Consider the following 22,758-nt stretch of genomic DNA (forward strand, 5'->3'; position numbering starts at 1 on the left):
GCAGTTCCCCGCGCCCCTGGTTTGTGCGGGTCCCTCCGCGAAAAGAGGGCAACCACCAAGGGGCGCGGGGAACTGCGCGAACAACCACGGCCGGACCGCAAGGTCCCGCAACTCACAGGACGGGGCACCCTGGGGGGTCAGGGGCACCCCGGTGATCAGGGGAGCTCAAGGCGGGCCGCGACGGGGAGGTGGTCGCTGGTGGTTCTGGGGAGGGTCCAGGAGGACACCGGCTCGATCCCCTTCACCATGATCTGGTCGATGCGGGCCATCGGGAAGGACGCGGGCCAGCTGAAGCCCATGCCGTTGCCGGCCGCGCCCTGGGTGGACCGCATCTGCGACGTCACCGAGGCGAGCGCACGATCATTCATCGTGCCGTTCAGATCGCCGAGCAGCACCACGTCGGGCAGCCGCTCCCCGGCGATCGCCTCGCCGAGCGCGTCGGCGGCCTGGTCGCGCTGCCCGGCCGTGAACCCGGCGTCGAACTTCACCCGGACGGAGGGCAGATGGGCGACGTACACCGCGACCTGGCCGTGCGGGGTGGAGGCGGTGGCGCGCATCGCCCGGACCCAGCCGAGGCGGATGTCGACCGGACGCACCGAGCTGAGCGGGTACTTGCTCCACAGCCCCACGGTGCCCTGCACCGAGTGGTATGGGTAGGCGGCCGCGAGGTCGTGGCTGTAGCGGGAGACCTGCTCGGAGGGCAGCTCCTCCAGGGCGACGAGGCCGGCGTGCGCGGCGACGAGGTCGCGGGCGGTGCCGTCGGGATCGGGGTTCTCCGCGTTGACGTTGTGGGTGAGCACCGTCAGGTCGCCGCCGGAGCCGGCCTTGTCGGTGAGCAGCCCGCCGAAGAGGTTGAGCCACACCGCGGCCGGCAGCACCACCGCGATCAGCGCCGTCACCGAGCGGCGCAGGACCGCCACCACCAGCAGCACCGGCACGGCCAGTCCCAGCCACGGCAGGAACGTCTCCAGCAGGCTGCCGAGGTTGCCGACCCGGTTCGGCAGGTCCGCGTGGAAGACGAGCAGGAGGGTCAGCAGGACGGCGACCACCGCCGTCGCGATGCCGCGCCGCCACATCCCCGCCGGCCGCCACCATCGCAGGAACCTGGCGCCCAGCCGGGCTCGGGCCCCGGGTGCGGCTCCCGACCCCATCGGGTCCTCGCCGTCCGTGCTCGCGTCCGTGCTGTTCTGCGCCTGGGTCATGGAGGTCCTTGCCTGCCGCTTACGGGTGCTTCCGAACCCTAGGCGACCCTAGGGGATCCGTATGTGAAGCGACGGGCGGGTGGGGGTGGCGGGTTGCACGGCCCGGTACGAATGGGTCGGACTGTGACAAGATCCGCACACACCGGTCCCCGGCGGACCCCGGGCATACGTGTGGGGCCGGCCCTGACAAGGCGAGCCGACCCCACACGTGCTTGCGGTGCACGAGACCACCGTAACCGTTTCCGGCCAACGGGGAACAGGGGTGCGGGCGTCCGGGGCGCCCCTGCGCGGCGCCCCGGTCCCGATCCCACCGCGCTCACACCCGCAGCCACACCGCCGTGTCCTGCGGGACCCCGCTGTCCTCGCCGAGCGGACCCGACGTGAGCAGCAACTCCTGGTGCTCGGGCAGTTCCGCGGCGGTATCCCCGAGGTTCACCAGGCAGACGAACCGGTCGGGGCGGCGGAAGGCCAGCACCTCGGGAGCGGTGTCGAGCCACTCCAGCGGGCCGTCGCCGGCCAGCGCCGGCTCCTCGCCGCGCAGCCGGATCGCCGCCCGGTAGAGCGAGAGCATGGAGGCCGGGTCGGCGGACTGGATCTCCGCGGTGCGCGCCGCCCAGCCGGCCGGCTGCGGCAGCCACGGCTCGGCGGACTCCGGCGGGCTGAAGCCGAACGGCGACGCGTCGCCGGACCACGGCAGCGGCACGCGGCAGCCGTCGCGGCCGGGGTTGGTGCCGGGGGAGCGCAGGTACATCGGGTCCTGCAACCGGTCGGTCGGGATGTCCTCGACCTCGGGCAGCCCCAGCTCCTCGCCCTGGTAGAGGTAGACCGACCCGGGCAGCGCCAGCGTCAGCAGGGCGGCGGCCCGCGCCCGGCGGGTGCCGAGCTCCAGGTCGGTCGGCACCCCGAACGCCTTGGTGGCGAAGTCGAATCCGGTGTCCTCGCGGCCGTAGCGGGTGACGGTACGCGTCACGTCGTGGTTGCAGAGTACCCAGGTGGCGGGCGCGCTGACGGGGGCGTGCGCGGCCAGCGTGACGTCGATCGAGGTCCGCAGCCGGGCCGGCTCCCAGGGGCAGGCCAGGAAGTCGAAGTTGAACGCGGTGTGCATCTCGTCCGGGCGCAGGTAGCGGGCGAACCGCTCGGCGTCCGGCAGCCACACCTCGCCGACCAGGATGCGGGTGCCGGGGTAGGAGTCGGCGATCCGCCGCCAGCCCCGGTAGATGCCGTGCAGGTCGTCCCGGTCGACGTAGGGGTGGTCCGCCAGGGCCGCGTCGGCGCCCGCGGACGGGTCCGGCAGGTCGGGCAGCGCCGGGTCCTTGGCGACCATGGCCGCCGAGTCGATCCGCACGCCGCCGGCGCCGCGGTCGAACCAGAAGCGCAGGATGTCCTCGTGCTCGGCCACGACGTCCGGGTGGTTCCAGTTCAGGTCCGGCTGCTCGGAGTCGAAGAGGTTCAGGAACCAGTCGCCGGGCGTGCCGTCCGGGTTGGTGGTGCGGGTCCAGGCCGGGCCGCCGAACTGCGACGGCCAGTTGTTCGGCGGCAGTTCGCCGTGCTCGCCGCGGCCGGGGCGGAACCAGAACCGCTCGCGGGCGGGGGAGCCGGGGCTGGCCGCCAGCGCCTCCCTGAACCACGGGTGCGCGGCGGAGATGTGGTTCGGCACCACGTCGATGATGGTCCGGATCCCCAGCGCGACGGCCTCGGAGATCAGCTTCTCGGCCTCGGCCAGGGAGCCGAACACCGGCTCCACGTCGCGGTAGTCGGCGACGTCGTAGCCGCCGTCGGCCATCGGTGAGGGGTACCACGGGCTGAACCACAAGGCGTTGACGCCCAGCTCGGCCAGGTACGGCAGCCGGGACCGCACGCCGGCGAGATCACCGGTCCCGTCTCCGTTGCTGTCGGCGAAGCTCCGCGGGTAGACCTGGTAGATGACCGCGCCGCGCCACCAGTTCTCGTCGGCCTCGGGCTGAGGGGTGTCTGCCACGTCAACGTCCTTTCGGGCAGGTGGGACTCCGCCGCCGGCCCCGGAAGGCGGGGATGCTGGCATGAGGACCGGCGGCGGAGTGCTGATGGGTGGTGCGGGTGTGGTCGTGCGGGGGTGCGGTTGTGCGGCCGGGGACCGGGCGGGCGGTGGCGGGCGTCAGCCCTTCAGACCGCCGGCGGTCAGACCGGACATGATGTTGCGCTGGAAGAGCAGGAAGATCAGCAGGGTGGGGATCGCGGAGATGGCCAGCGCGGCGATGATGACGTTCTCCGGTACGCCCTGCGACAGCGAGTTGATGCCGAGGTTGATCGGCTGGTTCTTCGGGTCGGGCTCCACCAGCATCGGCCAGAGGAAGTCCTTCCAGACGTTGACCACCGCGAAGATCGACACCACGCCGAGGATCGGCCGCGACATCGGCAGGATGATCGACCACAGCGTGCGCAGCGGTCCGGCACCGTCGATCGCGGCGGCGTGCATCAGGTCGTTCGGGATCGAGTCGAAGAACCGCTTGAGCAGGAAGATGTTGAAGCCGTTGGCCACCGTCGGCAGCCAGATCGCCCACGGCGTGCCGATCAGGTTGAAGTGCAGCAGCGGCAGGTCGAGCACGGTGACGTACTGCGGGACGATCAGCACCGCGGACGGGATCATCAGCGTGGCGAGCATGCCGGCCAGGATGATGTTGCCGAACACCGGCCGCAGTTTGGAGACCGCGTAGGCCGCGGCGACGTCGAAGACCAGCTGGAAGGCGAGCGCGCCGAACGCGTAGTAGAGCGTGTTGAAGAGCAGCCGGGCGAGCTTCAACTGGGTCCACGCGGTGTGGTAGTTGCCCGGCTTCGGGTGCTTGGGGATGTAGGTCGGCGGGTTGGCGACGACCTCGCTGGCGGACTTGAAGCCGCCGGTGACCATCCAGTACAGCGGGCCGAGGAAGACCAGGGTGAAGACGACCACCACCAGGGTCAGCACGATCCGGTAGGTGATCCGGCCCTTGCGGCGGCTGAGCGTGGCCGTCGAGATCAGGGTGCGGGTCTGCGGAGAGGAGAGTGTGGCTGCCATGGTCCGTTATCCGTCCTGGTCGCTGTTCCGGCTCAGCCGCGTGTAGACGCCCGAGAAGGCGATCAGTACCAGCAGCAGGAAGAGACCCAGCGCTGCCGCGCTTCCGAGGTTGTTGTAGCGGAATCCGTACTGGTAGATCATGTAGACGACCGTCATGGTCGAGTTCTCCGGGCCGTTGCCGCCGGCCAGCACGAAGACGTTGGTGAACTCCTGCATGGTCGCCACGATCTGCAGCAGCAGCATCAGCGAGAGCACCATGCGGGTCTGCGGGATCGTGACGTGCCAGATCTTGCTCCACAGCCCGGCGCCGTCGAGGTCGGCGGCCTCGTACAGCTCACCGGGGATGTTCTGCAGGGCGGCCAGGTAGATCAGGGTGGCGCTGCCCATGCTCATCCAGGTGGCCGCGAGCACCACCGAGATCATCGCGGTGTGGGACGAGTCGAGCCACTGCGACTGCGGCAGGTGGAGCGTCTTGAGGATGTGGTCGAAGAGCCCGTAGTCCGGGTCGTAGAAGTACTTGAAGAGCAGGCCGCCGGCCACCGGCGGGAGCATCACCGGCAGGTAGACCAGGATGCGCAGGTACGCCTGGGCGTGCCGCAGCTCGTTGAGGATGATCGCCACGAAGAACGGCAGCGCGAAACCGATGACCAGCGCGTAACCGGTGTACTCGGCGGTGTTCTTCCACGCGGTCCAGAAGAACGGGTCGTGGTAGACCCGGTCGAGGTTCTTCATGCCGACCCAGGAGGTCACACCGCGCTTCTTCTCCTGGAAGCTCATGATGAACTCGCGGACCATCGGGTACCACGAGAAGGCCAGGAAGCAGAGCACCGCGCCCACGAGGAACCCGTAGGCCTGGAGGTTCGCCGCTACCTTCCGGCTCGGTCCGCGTCCGGTGGCGCGCCGGTCCGGGCCGGCCTGGCGCCCGGCGTGGCGCTTGGTCGTGTTCTCGGGGACGGTCGTCGCCGCCATGGATGCTCCTCGGCTGAAGGTGGTGCGGTGAGGTCAGGTGCCGCGAAGCGGGGGCCGGTCGCCGGACCGGCCCCCGCGGGGCAGTGCGGTCAGCTGCTGGCGGCCAGCAGCTGGTTCACCTGGTCGGTCGCGGTGCTCAGCAGCTTGTCGAGGTCGGCGTTCTTGTTGGTCAGCACGCCGGACATGACGGTGTCGAGCACGGTGTAGACCTTCTGCGCGTTCGGCGGCTCGGCCAGCACCGGCACGTCGACGCCGCTGTAGGCCTTGAAGTTGTCCACCGGGATGGTCGCGCTGGCGGCCTTGCCCTGGTTGTCCTGGTCCTGCGCGGTGCCGGTGAAGAAGAACGGCTCGGGCAGACCGACCGGCAGGCCGTCCGCCTTCTTGCGCGGGTAGTTGAACTGGCCCTTGCTCACGGTCAGGAACTCGAAGTTGATCCAGGCGATGCCGGCCTTGATCTGGTCCGGGCTGTCCGACTTCTTGAACATGTAGTCGTTGCCGCCCATCAGCGCGATCTTGCCGCCGGGGATCGGACCCATGCCCAGGTCGTCGTAGTTGGCGTGGTACTGCTGGACCTCGGTGGTCACGTCGTCCGGCGCGCCGACGTACATGCCGATCTTGCCGGTGCCCATCGCCTTCTGGACGTCGCCCCAGACCAGGCCGGGAGTGGCGGGCATGGACTTGTCGGTCCAGCGCATGTCGTGCAGCGTCTGCAGGACCTGCTTGGTGCCCGGGTCGTTGAAGGTGGCCTTCGTGCCGTCCTCGCTGACCGCGCGGACGCCCACACCGTTCATCTCGGAGACGAGGTGCCAGCCGCCCTGGTTGCCGGCCGAGTTGTCCATGTAGCCGCTGATGCCCTTGCTACCGAGCTTGTCGCTGATGACCTTCGCGTCCTGCCGGACCTCGTCCCAGGTGGTCGGCGGGGAGTTCGGGTCGAGCCCGGCCTCCTTGAAGATCTTGCGGTTGTAGATCAGGCCCATCTTGTAGTTCGAGGTGGGCAGGCCGTAGAGCTTGCCGCCGTCCTTGAGGACGTTGAGCACGCTCGGGTCGATGCTCGCCAGGTTCGGCACCGTCTTGGCGTTGACGTAGTCCGAGATGTCGGCGGCCTGACCGGAGTCGAGCACCTGCTGGAGGTCGGTGTAGTACGTGTAGAACGTGTTGGTCTCGGTGCCGGCCTGGAGCTGCGCGGTGAACTTGGCCGGGTCCTCGCAGGGGTAGGCGTCCTTGCTCTTCACCGTCACGTTCGGGTAGAGCTTGTGGAACGCGGCGACGTCCGCTATCCACTCGCTGCGCTGCGCCTTCTCCGTGGTCGGCGGCTCGCAGTCGGCGCTGATCGTCACCTTGGTCTTCGGGTCCAAGGGGGTCCCCGCGCTGGCGGCGCTGGTCTTGCTTCCGGAGTCGTCCTTCTTGCTGTTGGAACACGCGGCGCCGGTCAACCCGATCCCCGTGACCAGCGCGACTGCCACCAGTCTGCGGTAGCCGATTCTGCTCATTTTCTACCCTTCCCCTGAACCACTGCGCGTCGTTGGACTGCGATCTGGGACCCCCGTGGCACATGGTGCACGTGCTGTCCGGCGCGGTACCGCGCCACCGTCCCGGGTTGGCTCAACGTACTTAACCCGATAGATGTCCGCAAGATGTCGCGTGAATTTCGCAAAGACACGACTTGATTACGACGCAGGCGGGCGCGGAGCCGGCCGCGCGGAGGGGTTCATGACCGCTGGTCAGGGGCGCCCCTGCGGGTGCCGGGGCCCGATTCCCGGGCCGGGAGCGCTCTTGCGGGCGGTGGCGGGGTTGCGGCGGGGCCGCAGTCGGGTGGTGGCCGAAAAGGGGCGCGGGGAACTGCGCGACCAGCCCCGTCGCCGTGGTGCGCCGGGCCCGCAGGCCCGGCTCCGACGGTCAATCGCCGTACCACCGGCGGGTGGTGGGCTGGTCGCGCAGTTCCCCGCGCCCCTGTGACGCCCGGCTGTACCGGGCACCGTTCACGCGTTGGTGCGCGCCTCCGGGTGGGGGATGCGGGCCGCGTCGCGGACCGGGCCGGTGGAGCCGCGCACCACCAACTCGGGCTCGAAGAACAGCTCGTCGTGGTCCACCGAGGCGCCGCTGATCTCCCCGGCCAGCAGGTCCACCGCCGCCCGGCCCATCGCCTCGATCGGCTGCCGGACCGTGGTCAGCGGCGGCTCCGTGCAGTTCATCAGGGAGGAGTCGTCGTAACCGATCACCGAGACGTCCTCGGGCACCGACAGCCGGCGCCGGCGGGCGGCCCTGATGGTGCCCAGCGCCAGCAGGTCGGACGCGCAGATGAAGGCGGTGATGCCGCGGGAGAGCAGCCTGCTCGCGGCGGCCTGCCCGCCCTCCAGGGTGAACAGCGCGTGCTCGACGGTGACCGAGGGGTCGACCCGGCGGGCGGCGGCGAGTTTGCGCCGGGAGGGCACGTGGTCGGGCGGGCCGAGTACCAGCGCGATCCGCTGGTGGCCCAGCGAGATGAGGTGGTTCATCGCCTGCTCGACCGCCACCCCGTCGTCGCACGAGACCCGGGGGAAGTCGAGATGGTCGATGGCCGCGTTCATCAGCACGGTCGGCAGGTTGCGCTCGGCCAGCCGGGCGTAGTGGTCGTGCGGGGACTCGGCCTGGGCGTAGAGCCCGCCGAAGAAGACCACGCCGGACACGTGCTGCTGGAGCAGCAGTTCGACGTAGTCGGCCTCCGAGACGCCGCCGGCGGTCTGCGTGCACAGCACGGGGGTGAACCCCTGCTGGGCCAGCGCGCCGCCGACGACCTCCGCGAAGGCGGGGAAGATCGGGTTCTGCAACTCGGGCATGACCATGCCGACCAGCCGGGCGCGTTCCCCGCGCAGCTGGGTGGGCCGTTCGTAACCGAGCACGTCAAGGGCGGTGAGGACCGCAGCCCGGGTCGCATCGGAGACGCCCGGCTTTCCGTTCAGCACGCGGCTGACGGTGGCCTCACTCACCCCGACCTTCTTTGCCACCTCGGCAAGTCGTCGTGTCATGGCGTCGATTCTAGTACAGGTGTCGCAAGTTTCTTGCGGCCTATTTGCGGAATCTCTGCAAGCCATCCAATTTTTGCGAAATCCGATCGACATCTTGCTGTGCCGTGTTCGTCATCCCTAGGGTGTGCGTCACACCAGCGACTCCCGTCAGAAGGGAACCCCCCACCCCATGGACACCAGACGTCGCTCCTCGCTCGTCCTGGCCTCGGCCACCGCGGCAGCCGTGGCCGCAGGCGGCCTGATCGCCCTCACGCTCACCGCGCAGAGCGCCGACGCCGCCAACTCCGCGGCCGTGGACGGCGCCAGGGCACCGGCGGTCTCACCCTTCGACGTCAGCGGCGGCGCGTCCGTGCCGTTCACGGAGTACGAGGCCGAAGCGGCAAACACCACCGGGCAGAAGATCGGCCCCGACTACACCCAGGGCACCGTCGCCTCCGAGGCGTCGGGCCGCCAGGCGGTCACCCTCGACCAGGGCCAGTACGTCGAGTTCACCCTCACCCAGGCGGCGAACGCCGTCGACGTCGCCTACAACCTGCCGCAGGGCGCCTCGGGCACGATGTCGGTCTACGTCAACGGGACCAAGCTCGACCAGAAGCTCGCGGTCACCTCGCAGTACAGCTACGTCAGCACCGGCAACATCGTCGGGTCCAGGACGCACCACCTCTTCGACGACTCCCGTATACGACTCGGGCAGAACCTCGCGGCCGGCGCCAAGGTCAAGCTCCAGCTCGACTCCGGTGACACCGGTACCGCGACCGTCGACGTGACCGACTTCGAGCAGGTCGCGGCGGCCGCCGCGCAGCCCGCCAACTCCGTGTCGGTGGTCGACGACGGCGCCGACCCGTCCGGCGCCGGCGACTCCACCCAGGCGTTCCGGCAGGCCATCAGCGACGCCAAGGCGCAGGGCAAGGAGGTGTGGATACCGTCCGGCGACTTCAAGATCACCTCGCAACTTCCGGTGGACGACGTCACGTTGCGCGGCGCAGGCAACTGGTGGTCGGTGGTCCACAGTTCGCACTTCATCGACCAGACGAGCGCGACCGGCAACACGAAGCTGTACGACTTCGCGGTCTTCGGCGACGTCAGCGTCCGCAACGACAACTCGCCCGACAACTTCGTCACCGGCAGCCTCGGCCCGAACTCCGTCGTCTCCGGGATGTGGATCCAGCGCGAGAAGTGCGGGCTGTGGCTGACGGGTGACAACACCGACCTGACGGTGGAGAACAACCGGATCATCGGCACCACCGCCGACGGCCTCAACCTCGACGGCAGCGCCCAGGGCGTCACCGTCAGGAACAACTTCCTGCGCAACCAGGGCGACGACTCGCTCGCCATGTGGTCGCTGGGCTCGCCGGACACCGGCAACACCTTCACCGGCAACACCATCGTCCAGCCGAACCTCGCCAACGGCATCGCGATCTACGGCGGTTCGAACAACACCGCCTCGAACAACGTGATCGCCGACACCAACGCGCTCGGCAGCGGGCTGGCCGTCTCCAACCAGGCGTTCCTGCAGCCGTTCAACCCGCTCTCCGGGAAGGTCACGGTCTCCGGGAACACCCTCATCCGCACCGGTGCGATGAACCCGAACTGGAGCCACCCGATGGGGGCGTTGCGGGTCGACTCCTACGACTCGGCGATCACCACGGTGGACGTCCGGATCAGCGACACCACCTTCGTCGACAGCCCCTACAGCGACTTCGAGTTCGTCTCGGGCGGCGGCCACGGCTACGACGTCAGCGGGGTGACGGTCAGCGGCGCCACCGCGACGGGGACCGGCACCGTGGTGGTGCAGGCGGAGACGCCCGGTTCGGCGACCTTCTCCGATGTCACGGCCACCGGGACCGGCGCGACCGGCGTCTACGACTGCTCGTACCCGGCCGGCACCGCGCCCTTCACCATCAACCAGGGCAGCGGCAACAGCGGGTGGACCGGCACCTGGCCGGACTGCTCCACCTGGCCGCAGCCCGGCGGCGGTGACGGCAGCGGCGGGACCACCACCGGTGGCAGCACCGGGGGCACCACCCCGCCGGCCGACGGCAACCTCGCGAAGGGCCGTCCGGCCACCGACACCGGTCACGCCGACGTCTACACGGCGTCCAACGCGGTCGACGGCGACGCGAACTCCTACTGGGAGAGCACGGACAACGCGTTCCCGCAGTCCCTCACGGTGGACCTGGGCTCGGCGCAGGGCGTGGGGCGTCTCGTGCTGAAGCTGCCGCCGGCCTCGGCGTGGGCGACCCGCACCGAGACCCTCTCCGTCCTCGGCTCCACCGACGGGTCCACCTTCACCACCCTCAAGGCATCCGCCGGCTACACCTTCGATCCGGCCTCCGGCAACACCGCCACGGTGTCACTGAGTTCGGCCTCCACCCGCTACCTGCGGCTCACCTTCACCGCCAACACCGGCTGGCCCGCGGGCCAGCTCTCCGAACTGGAGGCGTACGCCTCCTAGTTCATCGCGCATCCGGCACGCACGGGCGCCCCTGTCCCGGGGAAGGGACAGGGGCGCCCGTGCGCTCCCGCGGACGGGTCGGCGGTCACGCCTTGCGCGCCACCCCGCCGTAGAAACCGGCCTGGGCGTCGGTGAGGTCGGCCAGCGGCTGGTCCGCGTCGGGGCGCCAGCGGTGCGTGACCGCCAGCCCCGGGTCGAGCATGTCCAACCCCTCGAAGAAGCGGGCGATGTCAGTCCCGGTGCGCAGCTGGATCGGAATGCGCGCCCGCACGTAGACGTCCTGGGTGCAGGCCATGGCCTCCGGGTCGAAGTCCACGGTGCCGTGGCTGAGGGTGAGGAAGCTGCCGGACGGCAGCGCGCCGACCAGCTCCCGCACGATCTCGTACGCGCCGTGCTCGTCCGGCACGAAGTGCATCAGGGCGCACAGGCTCAGTGCGATCGGCCGGTCGAAGTCGAGCGTGGACCGGACCTCCTCCGACCCCAGGATGGCGGCCGGTTCCCGCACGTCCGCCTGCACGTAGGCGACCCGGCCCTCCGGGGTGCCCTGCAGCAGCGCCCGCGCGTGCGCCAGCACGATCGGGTCGTTGTCGGCGTAGACCACCCGGCATTCCGGGGCCTCCGCCTGCGCGACCTGGTGCAGGTTCGGCTGGGTCGGCACGCCGGTGCCTATGTCGAGGAACTGGCGCACCCCGTGGTCGCGGGCCAGCGTGCGCACGCTCCGGTGCATGAACTGCCGGTTGGCGTGCGCGAAGTTGCGGGCGTCCGGGGTGTAGTCGAGCACCTGCTCGGCCGCCTCGGCGTCCACGGTGTAGTGGTCCTTGCCGCCGAGGTAGTAGTCGTACATGCGGGCGGGGTGGGGTTTGCTGGTGTCGATGCGTGCGGGCTCAGGAGCCGAGTCGGCCAACAACGTTTTCTCCTTGCAACGTATGACGGGCCTTCGCCCCGTACCCGCGGCGGTTCCTCGCGACAAGGGGGACGTCGCGATGTTCCGCAGGACGACTTCGTAGGCACGGTGGTTCCGTTCGTGCGGACAGTGCCGGCCGGGCGTGATCCACCGGCAAGGTACGCAGGAAGGCCACGGTGCCGGCGGGCGTGAGAGCACTGTCCCTGTGCAGATCGTAGGCCAGCCGCAACGGTTCGACGTCCTCGGGTTCCTCCACGAGGCGTGCTCAACTGCTGTGCGTGCGGGCCGGGTTGGGGCCCCCGCCGACGCGAAGGAGTCCGAGCACGCACCGCACGCAGGATCGCGCTGCCACGCTAGCCCGCGGTGGAGCCGTCCTCCCCGAACTCGCGGAGGTGAAGGGCGCGTAAGGCAATCTCCGTGGCGAAACGGTCATCCGGGCAGGCCAGTTGATCGCCGAAGGCACGGTCCAGGATGCGCAGGCGATACCGCACGGTCTGCGGGTGGACGCCCAACTGCTCGGCGACCTGGGCCGCGGTGCCCCGCGTGGTCAGCCAGATCCGTAACGTGTCGATCAGCCGGGTGCGTTGCGCCGCGGTCAACCCGACGAGCGGCCCCAGGTACTTCTTCGCCATCTGGTCGACCAGAGCGGGATCACCCATCAGCCACAGCGGCAGCAGATGATCCTCGCTCGACGTCAGCAACTCCTCCTCGCCGGTGCCGACCACGCCCGAGCCGGCCAGCGCCAGCGTGTGCCGGGCCCAGCGCAGCGAGTCCGCCGCCTCACCGAGCCCGGTGGTCAGCCCGACCGCGGCACGGCAGCCGCCCAGCGCGGCGGCCAGCGACGCCCGCCGCTCCCGCGTGAACGGCCCCGGTATCAGCAGGTGCGGCTCGGGATCGGCGAAGTCCTGGAGGATGTCGCGGTCCAGCGCCGCACGGGCCGGCCGGGTGCCGGGGGCGACCGCGACCATCGTGACCTCCTCCGGCAGCGGCCACGCCGAGTGCTCGGCGAGTTCGGCCAGCGCGCTGCGGGCCACCGCGGTGCCGCCGAGGATCCTGCGCAGCAGCCGCCGGCGCCGGTTGTCCGGCTCCTCGCCCAGCTCGGCGAGCGCCTGCACGTATCCCTCGCGGGACAGCTCGGCCAGATCGCCCATGTACGCGAACAGCGCGTCGGCGAAGGTCAGCATGAAGGACGCCGACAGGTTGTAGCGGCGCCCGACCGTCCGGACCCGGCGCAGCGCCACCTGGCAGCCGATCCGGTACGCGGCCTGGAGGTTGTCCAGGCTGCGGCCCTCGTACGCCTCGAAGCGGCCGAAGCGGCGGCACAGGTCGTCGCGCAGCGAGGTGGTGGCGGTGGGTGCGGCCACCCGGTCCACGAAAGTGGCGATGCTCTGCTCGATTCCGATTTTGATCACCCGGCTGTTGGGCCCCTCCAGCAGGTGCCCGTATTCGGGGATCGCGGTGACGATTTCAGCCGCCATCTCTTTTAATAAGCTGGGCAGTTCCGGGCGCATGATGGCGGCGAACTCCCGCGGGATCGAACCCGATGACTCCACTTGCTCCGGGGTCTGTCGCATTACGGTCATGCCTGTCCCCCTCCCGTCCGCCCCATCGCGCCGGTGATCCTGCTGCAACATAGACCAAACGCCTACGGAGCGCAGCCCCGTGGACACGGAAACGTTGTCGCCCCCGGTAGTGCCGGGCCGTTGCGGCCCCGGTCGCGGCGACCGTACCGCGTGGTGGGAGAAGCGGGGGCGCCGATCTGCAAGTGCTCACTCTTTTACAAAGAGCCGTCCTGCAGTGTTGCCCCGGTGACAGAAAATACCGGTCGGTAAGGTCTGGTGGAGATTCTTCCGCCGGATTGTTGCGCCCTTCGGTTACCCGTGCGTAACGTCCTGCCCCGCAAGGGCAACCGACCCGAATCGGTACCCACGTTCCAGGTAGTGAGTCGCAACCGAATTGCCGCCCGAGCAGCGCGGACATCGGTTTTATCAGGCACGTCAACTCCCAGGAAGGAACAGCCCGTGCGCAAGATCCCTCTCCTCGCCAAGGGCGGTGTCGTCACCGGCGCCGCGATCGCCGCGGCCCTCACCCTCGCCATCAGCCCGGCCTCCGCGGCCCCGACGTTCACCGTGTCCGGCAGCACCGGGAGCGGGGGCGCGTTCACCGCCTCCGCCTCGAAGCCGACCCTCAAGGACACGACGACCGGCACCACGCTCACCTGTGCGTCGTCGGCTGCCACGGGCACCGCGCCGAACGCCACCAGCGTCTCCGGCACCGGCATCGCGAAGATCAACACGACCACCTTCGCGACCTGCACGGGCCCCGCCGGCATCACGTTCACCGTCACCGCGCTGAGCCAGCCGTGGCTGCTCAACGCGGTGTCGTACGCCAGCGGCGTCACCACCGGCACCCTCACCGGCGTGCGCGCGTCCATCTCGGGTCTGTGCAACGCGACCTTCGCGGACTCCTCGGGCGTCAACAACGGCGCGACGCTGAACGGCAGCTACAACAACTCGACCCACACGCTGAGCATCAGCGGCGGGACCCTCAAGGCGTACAGCGTCTCGGGTCTGTGCCTCGGCCTCATCAACAACGGCGACGCGGCCAACTTCACCGCCGCCTACGTGGTGACGCCGTCGACGCTCAGCATCACCTCGCCGTGACCCTCGGCTGACACCGCACCAGCGCACCAGCAGGGACCCCGGCCCGTGGTCTGAGGCCGGGGTCCCTGTCCCAGGGAGGGGGCCTGCCGCGTTCGGCTACGCCAACGCCCCCCACCAACTCAGGTCGCACGAGGGCAATCTGACGGCGTACGACGTCTCCGGTCCGATCCTCGGGTTCCTCGACAGCGGCGACCCGGTCGGCTTCGACGCCACCCTGGCGGTCACCCCGATGCGGACGATCCGCCCGGGGCCGGCAGCGCGGCGACCCTCCGGGCGAGCTTCCGCAACGGCGACCACACGCTGACCGTCACCGGCGGGAGCGCGGTGTTGTCCGACGTCTCCAGACTCTGCCTGGGGCTGTGGAACTCCGGTGACTCCGATGCGTTCGACGCCGTCCTCACGTGTCCCGGTCCGACGATCACCGCGGGATGAGCCCGAAGGCGGGACCTGAGCGGCCGTCAGGACTCACTGGAGGACAAAATTCCGGTTCCCCGTTGTCATCGGGTGACAAGAAATTCCGGTCCGGGAAAGCCGTGCAATCTTCGGCTGTTCGATCACTTGTCCGTCCTTATTACCCGCACGTAATGTCCTGCCGCCGAGCCTGTTGTGAGGAGTTCGTAGATGTGGGGTGGCGTGAGAACACGTCGATCGGCGCGGCTGTCCGCCATCGCTGCCGTCGCGCTCCTCGGGGGGTTCCTGCTGCCCGGCTCGTCCTCCTCCGCGACCGGTGACCAGCCGGCCGGGCCGGCCGCCTACACCTGCGGCTTCGCCAACCAGGCCCAGGACGTCACGGTCCGCTTCGAGCAGGCCTATCCGGACAGCGGGAAGGTCGGCGCGAACATCCAGCCCGGCGAGCTGACCGCCGTCGTGACCCTCGCGCGGGCCGACGCGGACGCGCTGCTGCCCGCCGCCACCGCCGAGGTCGGCGCGACCGGCAGCCTCACCACGGAGGTGTCCCGGTCGGGCCAGTCGGTCCAGGCGCACTGGCCGGACCTGAAGGCGCCCGCGGTGGCCGCGGACGGCAGCGGCGACCTGGTGCTCACCCTCACCGGCAGCGTCCCCGGCCTGTCCGTCACGGCGCCCGGGACCATCGGATTCACCGCGCACGACCTGAAGTTGACCCTCGACGCGACCCCCGCCACCAGCACGAGCCCGCCCAGCACGCCCAGTTCACCGGGCGCCTCGGACACCGGCGCGGGCGACGAAGGATCGGCCGCGGGTGCCTCGACGGCCGCGTCCCCCTCGGCCACGGACACCCCGGCCGCCCCCACGGCTCTCGGCGCGACCTGCTCGCCCAAGGCCGAGGGCGGTGTGGAACTCGGCAGCGTGCCGGTGACCGGCGCCGGTTCCGGCGGCTCGGGCGGCTCCGGCGCGGGTGCCTCGACGCCGCCCGGCGGCGGGACATCCGCCGCCCCCGGCACCTCGGCCGCGCCCACCGGTTCGGCCTCCGACGGCCAGGCCTCCGGCACCGGCAAGGGCTCCACCATCCGCCTGCAGGCCGCGAAGCCGCCGCAGGCGACCGCCGACGACTGCACCGACGACGACATGCCCGACGGGGAACTCGACCCGGCGGTGATGGCGGAGGTCGCCAAGGGCCGCCCCGCCTCGGTCACCACCATCCCGTTCCCGCTCATGCCGCAATGCGCCTACGTCACCGGGTTGTCCAACGTCACGAAACTCGGCGAGGCCGCGCCGATCAATCCGGAGAACGCGAAGGCCGCGCTCGCCTACGTGAAGATCATCCAGTACGTCGTGAACTTCGACGACTCCACCAAAATCTATTTCGAGGCCGACGAGATCGCCCGGCTCGCCATTCCGCCGAGCACCTCGAATTTCCTCACCTTCGGTTTCGTGCCGACCACCGCCACGATGACACTCGTGCCGCGCGGGGTCATGACCGTGGTCACCACCGGCGACGCCGACTCCGCCCAGGACCCGCCGCAGCTGCTGAAGACCACGATGAACGGCGAGATGGACCTGTCCCTGTCGAACGTGAAGGTCAACGGCGTCCCGCTGGACGTGGGCAGCTCCTGCCGCGCCTCGGCCCCGCTGAAGATCTCGCTCACCGGCGTGGACCGCAGGTACATCGACCCGAGCCCCGAGGCGCTCGCCTCCGCGTACGACGTCGCGACCGGCGGGCCGCTGTCGCAGGACGACCTGTACATCCCCTCGTTCACCGGCTGCGGCAGCCACGGGGAGGACCTGGACCCGCTGCTGACCGCGTCGATCTCCGGGCACGGCAACTCGCTCAACCTCATGCAGGGGTTGCTGTGCTCGCCCATGTCCGATCCGACGACGTGCGAGCCCACCATCCAGTTCCCGACCCCACCGCACCGGTGAGCCCCGCCACCGCGGGCCGCGCCCGCCGCCGTACCGCCTGTCCAACCGCTGTCGCCCTCCGGGAGGTGCAATGGGAATCGAAGTGATCGTCGAGGGTCTGACGAAGTCCTTTGGCAATCAGACCGTCTGGCAGAACGTGACGCTCACTCTGCCGCCCGGCGAGGTCAGCGTGATGCTCGGCCCCTCGGGAACCGGCAAGACCGTGTTCCTGAAATCCCTCATCGGACTGCTCAAGCCCGAGGAGGGCCGGGTGATGGTCGACGGCGTCGACATGGTCGGCGGCCGGGAGCGGGACATCTACGAGACCCGCAAGCTGTTCGGCCTGATGTTCCAGGACGGCGCGCTGTTCGGGTCGATGAACCTCTTCGACAACATCGCCTTCCCGCTGCGGGAGCACACCCGCAAGAAGGAGTCCGAGATCCGCCGGATCGTCATGGAGCGGATGGAGATGGTCGGCCTGCTCGGCGCCCAGGGCAAGCTGCCCGGGGAGATCTCCGGCGGCATGCGCAAACGCGCCGGCCTGGCCCGGGCGCTGGTGCTCGACCCGCAGATCATCCTGTGCGACGAGCCCGACTCCGGCCTCGACCCGGTGCGCACCTCCTACATCTCCCAGCAGCTGATCGACCTCAACGCGCAGATCGACGCCACGATGCTGATCGTCACCCACAACCTCGACATCGCCGCGACGGTGCCGGACAACATGGGGATGCTCTTCCGCCGCGAGCTGGTCGCCTTCGGCCCGCGCGAGGTCCTGCTCACCAGCGACGAGCCGGTGGTGCGGCAGTTCCTCGGCGGGCGCAAGGAGGGCCCGATCGGGATGGCCGAGGAGAAGGACGAGGCGACCCTGGCCGCCGAGCAGTTCATCGCCCTGGACGACACCCCGCCCCGGATCGTCCCGCAGTTGCAGCCCAGCCCCGGCCTGCCGCCCCGCCAGGCCGTGCAGCGCCGCCGGGCCCGGGTGCTGGCCATGTGGGACCAGCTGCCGGTCGCCGCGCGCACCGCGATCAAGGCCGGGCTCGCCCCCGTCCAGGAGGAGCACGCATGAGCGCGCCCCGCGCGGAGGTGGGCGCATGACCGCCCCGCCCGTACCGGAGTCCGCCCCGGAGGCGGCCGCGCCCGCGCCGGGCGGCGCCGCGCGACGCCGCGGCATCCCCGGCACCGGGGCACTGCGCGAGACCGGGCAGCTGATGACGCTGGCCGCGACCACCGTCAGGGACACCTTCCGGCGGCCGTTCCAGGTCCGCGAACTCATCGAGCAGTTCTGGTTCGTGGCCAGCGTGACGATCCTGCCCGCCGCGCTGGTGTCGATCCCGTTCGGCGCGGTGATCGCGCTCCAGGTCGGCTCGCTCGCCCAGCAGCTCGGCGCGCAGTCCTTCACCGGCGGCGCGAGCGTCCTCGCGGTGATCCAGCAGGCCAGCCCGCTGATCGTGGCGCTGCTGATCGCGGGCGCCGGCGGCAGCGCGATCTGCGCGGACCTCGGCTCGCGGAAGATCCGCGAGGAGCTGGACGCGATGGAGGTGATGGGCGTCTCCCCGGTGCAGCGGCTGGTCGTGCCGCGGGTGCTGGCCACCATGCTCGTCGCGGTGCTGCTCAACGGCCTGGTCTCGGTGGTCGGCACCGCGGGCGGCTACTTCTTCAACGTGATCGTGCAGCACGGCACCCCGGGCGCGTACCTGTCCAGCTTCTCCGCGCTCGCCCAGCTCCCCGACCTGTACATCAGCGAGATCAAGGCACTGATCTTCGGCTTCATCGCCGGCATCGTCGCCGCCTACCGCGGCCTGCGACCCAAGGGCGGCCCGAAGGGCGTCGGCGACGCCGTCAACCAGTCCGTGGTCATCACCTTCCTGCTGCTGTTCGTGGTCAACGTGGTGCTCACCGCGATCTACCTCCAGCTCGTGCCGCAGAAGGGAGCCTGAGCGATGGCCCTGCTGGACAAGGACGCCCCGCGGCCCGAACCGCCCGACCCGCCCGCGTCACCGCGGCGGCTGCCGCGGCCGCACGCCGACCGCTGGCTGCACTGGCTCGACGAGACCGGCGACCATCTGCTGTTCCACATCAAGGCCGTGCTGTGGGTGCCGCGCACGCTGCGCCGCTACCTCAGGGAGGTGCAGCGGCTGCTGGCCGAGGTCGCCTTCGGCAGCGGCGGGCTGAGCGTCATCGGCGGCACCGTCGGCGTGATGATCGGCATGACGCTGGCCACCGGCACCGTCGTCGGCCTGCAGGGCTACGCGGCGATGAACGAGCTGGGCACCACCGCCTTCACCGGCTTCATCTCGGCGTACTTCAACACCCGCGAGATCGCCCCGCTGGTCGCCGGGCTCGCCCTGTCGGCGACCGTCGGGGCCGGATTCACCGCCCAGCTGGGCGCGATGCGGATCAACGAGGAGGTCGACGCGCTGGAGGGCATGGGAGTGCGCTCGCTGCCCTACCTCGTCACCACCCGGATCATCGCCGGCGTCGTCGCGATCATCCCGCTGTACGGCGTCGGCCTGCTCAGCAGCTACGCGGCCTCCCGGCTGGTGACGGTCTGGTTCAACGGCCAGTCCGCCGGCACCTACGACCACTACTTCAACCTGTTCCTCGCACCGGAGGACGTCCTGCTGTCCACCCTGAAGGTGCTGATCTTCAGCGTCGTGGTGATCCTCGCGCACTGCTACTACGGCTACACCGCCAAGGGCGGCCCGGCCGGCGTCGGCATCGCGGTCGGGCGCTCGGTCCGCAACGCGATCGTGATCATCTCGCTCACCGACTTCTTCCTGTCGCTGGCGCTGTGGGGCGCCACCACCACGGTGCGGGTGACCGGATGACCGCCACCGACACCCGCACCCCCGCCCCGCCGCCGGCCGCGCCCCCACCGCGCGCCCGGACCGGCCGGTCCGGCGCCGCCCGCCGCAGGACCGCGGGCATCATCTTCCTGCTGGTGCCCGCGCTGCTGGCCTGGCTCGCGGTCGCCGTGTACGACAAGTCGTTCAGCAACGACGCCACCGTCACCGTGGCCACCGGCAGCGTCGGCAACGAGATGAACCAGGGCGCCGACGTGAAGATGCGCGGCGTCGTGGTCGGCCGGGTCACCGCCGTCCACGCCAACGGCAGCGGCGCGCGGCTGACCCTGGCGATCGACCCGGACGAGCTGCACCGGATCCCGGCCGGCGTCACCGCGCAGATGCTGCCCACCACGCTGTTCGGCCAGCGGTTCGTCGCGCTCGTCCCGCCGTCCGGCAGCACCGCCGGCGGCCCGACCCTCACCGCGCACAGCACCATCCCGCAGGACCGCTCCGCCGACGCCGTCGAGCTCGAACAGGTCCTGGACAACGTGCTGCCGCTGCTGACCGCGGTCCAGCCGCAGAAGCTCGCCGCCACCCTCGACGCGGTCGCCACCGCCCTCGACGGCCGCGGCCAGGAACTCGGCACCACCCTGGTCCAGCTCGACCACTACCTCACCGGGCTCAACCCCCAACTTCCGCTGCTCACCGACGACATCAAGCAACTCGTGACGGTCAGCAACACCTACAACGCGGCCGCGCCCGACATCGTCGACGCCCTCACCGACTTCACCAGGACCAGCGGCACCATCGCCGAGCAGCAGGCCAACCTCAGCACGCTCTACGGCTCGACGACCTCCACCGCGCAGGACATCACCACCTACCTGCGGCAGAACAAGGACAACCTGATCCACCTCGCCGCCGACAGCCGCGGCACCCTGCAACTGCTCGCCGAGTACGCCCCGTCCTTCCCGTGCACGCTGCGCACCCTGGCGGACTTCGTGCCGACCATGGACAGGGTGCTCGGCAAGGGCACCGGCGAGCCCGGCCTGCACGTCGACGTCACCTCGGTCGCCAGCCGCGGCAAGTACGTGGCGGGCAAGGACACCCCGACGTACGACGCGAGCGGCGGTCCGCAGTGCTACCCGGTGCCGTACACCGGGCGCGGCACCACCCCGATCGCCAACTCCCCGCAGGAGAACGAGCTGGTCAACGAACTGCTGGCGCCCAGCATGAAGACCTCGCCGTCGAACCTGCCCGACTGGAGCAGCCTGCTGACCGGGCCCGTCTACCGCGGGGCGGAGGTGACCGTCAAGTGAAGCGCCGCAGCCTGGCCGGACCTCTCGTCAAGTCGCTGATCTTCATCCTGGTCACCGCGTTCGCCACCACCGTGCTCGCCGTCAGCATCGCCGGCGCCGGCGTCGGCACCACCTCGGGCTACCACGCCGAGTTCACCGACACCACCGGGCTCAACAAGGGCGACTCGGTCCGGATCGCCGGCGTCAAGGTCGGCCAGGTCGACTCGATCAAGGTGGTCAGGCACCGCGTGGCCAGCGTGCGCTTCTCCGTGCAGAAGGGCCGCGCGCTGCCCGGCTCGGCCACCGCGACCATCAAGTACCTCAACCTGGTCGGCCAGCGCTACATCGACCTGGAGCAGGGCAGCGGCCCGGTCGGCAGCCGGCTGCGCCCCGGTGCCACCATCCCGCTCAGCCGCACCACCCCCGCGCTCGACCTCACCCAGCTCTTCAACGGCTTCCAGCCGCTGTTCGAGGGCCTGTCCCCGAAGGACGTCAACCAGCTGTCCGGGGAGATCGTGCAGGTCCTCCAGGGCGAGGGCGGCACCGTCGACAGCCTGGTCACCAACATCGGCTCGCTCACCACCACGCTGGCCGCGAAGGACCAGGTGATCGGCGAGGTGATCGACAACCTCAACAAGGTACTGACCACCGTCAACACCCGCGAGACCGGCTTCAACGACCTGGTCACCTCGCTCCAGCAGCTCGTCACCGGCTTCTCCGCCGACCGCGAGCCGATCGGCCAGTCCATCACCGCCATCTCCCAACTCACCACCAGCACCGCCGGTCTGCTCCAGGACGGCCGCCAGCCGCTGAAGAACTCCATCGCCCAGCTCGGCCGGGTCTCCACCAACCTGGGCGACAACACCCCGCAGTTGCAGAAGTTCCTCACCACCACCCCGGAGAAGTTCCAGACCCTCGGCCGACTCGCCTCCTACGGCTCCTGGCTCAACCTCTACCTGTGCCAGGCCACGGTGCACGGCGTGACCACCTCCGACGGCAGCGCACCGCCCACCGGGATAGGGATCACCGAATCGAGGTGCGGGTCATGAGGCTGAGACGGCCCACGTTCCGGCTGCGCAGGCTCGCCGACCGCGGCCGCCCGCTGTTCCGGCCGCTGCGCGAGCGCAACCAGGTCGCGGTGGGCGTGGTCGGCCTGATGGTGCTCGTCCTGCTCAGCCTGGTCGCGTACAACGCGGACGCGCTGCCGCTGATCGGCGGCGGCACCACGTACTCCGCCGACTTCACCGAGGCGGCCGGGCTGAAGAACGGCAACGAGGTGCGGGTGGCCGGCGTGAAGGTCGGCAAGGTCACCCACGTGGGGCTGGACGGCGACCAGGTGAAGGTGACCTTCCGGGTCCGGCACACCTGGATCGGCAACGCCAGCACCGCCGCCATCGGCATCAAGACGCTGCTCGGCGAGAAGTACCTCGCGCTGGACCCGCTCGGCGACCGGACGCAGGACCCCGGCGCGACCATCCCGAAGTCCCGCACCACCTCCCCGTACGACGTCACGCAGGCGTTCAACGGCCTCGGGCAGACCTTCGGCGCGATCGACACCGACCAGCTCGCGGCGAGCTTCCAGGCGATCTCCGACACCTTCAAGGACACCCCGGCCTCCGTACGCAGCGCTGCCACCGGCCTGTCCTCGCTGTCCAGGACCATCTCCAGCCGTGACGCGCAGCTCGCCTCGCTGCTGAGCGGCAGCAAGCAGCTCACCAAGACCCTCTCCGACCAGAACGGCCGCTTCCAGCAGCTGATCTCCGACGGCAACCTGCTGCTCGGGGAGGTCGAGAAACGGCGGACCGCCATCCACTCCCTGCTCACCGGCACCGAGAGCCTGGGCACCCAGCTCAACGGCCTGGTCTCCGACAACGACAAGCAGCTCGGCCCGACCCTGGACGCGCTGGACCGGGTCACGAACCTGCTGCTCGCCAACCAGAGCAGCCTCGACAAGGTGCTCGCGCTGGCCGGCCCCTACTACCAGGTGATCGGCAACACCCTCGGCAACGGCCGCTGGTTCGACAGCTACCTGTGCGGGCTGGTGCCCGCGAACTACCTGCCCAGCGGCAGCCTGCCGAGCACCGGGTGCATGCCGCCCAAGGCGACCGGAGGAGCGTCGTGACCGCCTC

At 70.2% G+C, this 22,758-nt stretch carries 17 protein-coding genes; 9 read left to right on the top strand and 8 right to left on the bottom strand.

Annotated elements, in window-relative coordinates:
• Window positions 1–155 precede the first annotated feature (155 nt).
• The 6 genes from C4U44_RS01845 to C4U44_RS01870 all read right to left on the bottom strand — a co-directional run bounded on the left by C4U44_RS01845 (window position 156) and on the right by C4U44_RS01870 (window position 8,207).
• Window positions 156–1,076 (bottom strand): endonuclease/exonuclease/phosphatase family protein, encoded by a 921-nt coding sequence (locus tag C4U44_RS01845; RefSeq protein ID WP_407642765.1) that lies wholly within the window; start codon window positions 1,074–1,076, stop codon window positions 156–158.
• A 442-nt stretch (window positions 1,077–1,518) separates the two neighbouring features.
• Entirely contained in the window at window positions 1,519–3,180 is a 1,662-nt protein-coding gene (locus tag C4U44_RS01850) for a glycoside hydrolase family 13 protein (RefSeq protein WP_235031735.1), read from the bottom strand.
• A 156-nt stretch (window positions 3,181–3,336) separates the two neighbouring features.
• Window positions 3,337–4,233, bottom strand: coding sequence for a carbohydrate ABC transporter permease (locus tag C4U44_RS01855; RefSeq protein ID WP_103883772.1), 897 nt, complete (start codon window positions 4,231–4,233; stop codon window positions 3,337–3,339).
• 6 nt (window positions 4,234–4,239) lie between these two features.
• The gene (locus tag C4U44_RS01860) at window positions 4,240–5,202 is read right to left on the bottom strand and encodes a carbohydrate ABC transporter permease (protein ID WP_103883773.1); all 963 of its coding nucleotides are present in this window, start codon (window positions 5,200–5,202) and stop codon (window positions 4,240–4,242) included.
• Between the two features lie 89 nt (window positions 5,203–5,291).
• Window positions 5,292–6,692 carry an ABC transporter substrate-binding protein gene (locus C4U44_RS01865; RefSeq protein WP_103883774.1) on the bottom strand — a complete coding sequence of 467 codons (1,401 nt, stop codon included), beginning with the start codon at window positions 6,690–6,692 and terminating at the stop codon, window positions 5,292–5,294.
• Between the two features lie 489 nt (window positions 6,693–7,181).
• On the bottom strand, window positions 7,182–8,207 hold the full coding sequence (locus C4U44_RS01870; RefSeq protein ID WP_103883775.1) for a LacI family DNA-binding transcriptional regulator: 1,026 nt from the start codon (window positions 8,205–8,207) through the stop codon (window positions 7,182–7,184).
• Between the two features lie 169 nt (window positions 8,208–8,376).
• On the opposite strand from C4U44_RS01870, the gene C4U44_RS01875 reads away from it, so the two are divergent.
• Window positions 8,377–10,662: a discoidin domain-containing protein gene (locus C4U44_RS01875; RefSeq protein WP_103883776.1), complete on the top strand. Its 2,286-nt coding sequence runs from the start codon at window positions 8,377–8,379 to the stop codon at window positions 10,660–10,662.
• Window positions 10,663–10,747: 85 nt separating this feature from the next.
• Here the strand turns inward: C4U44_RS01875 and C4U44_RS01880 are convergent, their stop codons facing one another.
• Both C4U44_RS01880 and C4U44_RS01885 read right to left on the bottom strand, forming a co-directional pair.
• On the bottom strand, window positions 10,748–11,569 hold the full coding sequence (locus C4U44_RS01880; protein WP_265737301.1) for an SAM-dependent methyltransferase: 822 nt from the start codon (window positions 11,567–11,569) through the stop codon (window positions 10,748–10,750).
• Window positions 11,570–11,919: 350 nt separating this feature from the next.
• Window positions 11,920–13,149, bottom strand: coding sequence for a helix-turn-helix domain-containing protein (locus tag C4U44_RS01885; RefSeq protein ID WP_103883777.1), 1,230 nt, complete (start codon window positions 13,147–13,149; stop codon window positions 11,920–11,922).
• Window positions 13,150–13,587: 438 nt separating this feature from the next.
• Here C4U44_RS01885 and C4U44_RS01890 point away from each other — a divergent pair, with 438 nt between their 5' ends.
• The 8 genes from C4U44_RS01890 (at window position 13,588) to C4U44_RS01925 (ending at window position 22,751) form a co-directional block, all read left to right on the top strand.
• On the top strand, window positions 13,588–14,229 hold the full coding sequence (locus C4U44_RS01890) for a hypothetical protein (protein WP_235031736.1): 642 nt from the start codon (window positions 13,588–13,590) through the stop codon (window positions 14,227–14,229).
• A 633-nt stretch (window positions 14,230–14,862) separates the two neighbouring features.
• Window positions 14,863–16,569 carry a DUF6801 domain-containing protein gene (locus C4U44_RS01895; RefSeq protein WP_146088183.1) on the top strand — a complete coding sequence of 569 codons (1,707 nt, stop codon included), beginning with the start codon at window positions 14,863–14,865 and terminating at the stop codon, window positions 16,567–16,569.
• A 70-nt stretch (window positions 16,570–16,639) separates the two neighbouring features.
• The gene (locus tag C4U44_RS01900) at window positions 16,640–17,614 is read left to right on the top strand and encodes an ABC transporter ATP-binding protein (RefSeq protein ID WP_103883779.1); all 975 of its coding nucleotides are present in this window, start codon (window positions 16,640–16,642) and stop codon (window positions 17,612–17,614) included.
• Window positions 17,615–17,639: 25 nt separating this feature from the next.
• Window positions 17,640–18,485 (top strand): MlaE family ABC transporter permease, encoded by an 846-nt coding sequence (locus C4U44_RS01905; RefSeq protein ID WP_200823106.1) that lies wholly within the window; start codon window positions 17,640–17,642, stop codon window positions 18,483–18,485.
• A gap of 3 nt (window positions 18,486–18,488) precedes the next feature.
• Complete coding sequence (locus C4U44_RS01910) at window positions 18,489–19,376, top strand: MlaE family ABC transporter permease (RefSeq protein WP_103883780.1); 888 nt, start codon at window positions 18,489–18,491, stop codon at window positions 19,374–19,376.
• Window positions 19,373–20,650, top strand: a complete 1,278-nt coding sequence (locus C4U44_RS01915) for an MCE family protein (protein ID WP_103883781.1) — start codon at window positions 19,373–19,375, stop codon at window positions 20,648–20,650. Before C4U44_RS01910 ends, C4U44_RS01915 begins: the two co-directional genes overlap by 4 nt.
• Window positions 20,647–21,678, top strand: coding sequence for an MCE family protein (locus C4U44_RS01920; RefSeq protein ID WP_103883782.1), 1,032 nt, complete (start codon window positions 20,647–20,649; stop codon window positions 21,676–21,678). The genes C4U44_RS01915 and C4U44_RS01920 overlap by 4 nt, the downstream gene beginning before the upstream one ends.
• Complete coding sequence (locus tag C4U44_RS01925; RefSeq protein ID WP_103883783.1) at window positions 21,675–22,751, top strand: MCE family protein; 1,077 nt, start codon at window positions 21,675–21,677, stop codon at window positions 22,749–22,751. Before C4U44_RS01920 ends, C4U44_RS01925 begins: the two co-directional genes overlap by 4 nt.
• Window positions 22,752–22,758: the final 7 nt, after the last annotated feature.

The sequence above is a fragment of the Actinacidiphila yanglinensis genome (assembly GCF_900107965.1).
GTDB lineage: Bacteria > Actinomycetota > Actinomycetes > Streptomycetales > Streptomycetaceae > Actinacidiphila > Actinacidiphila yanglinensis.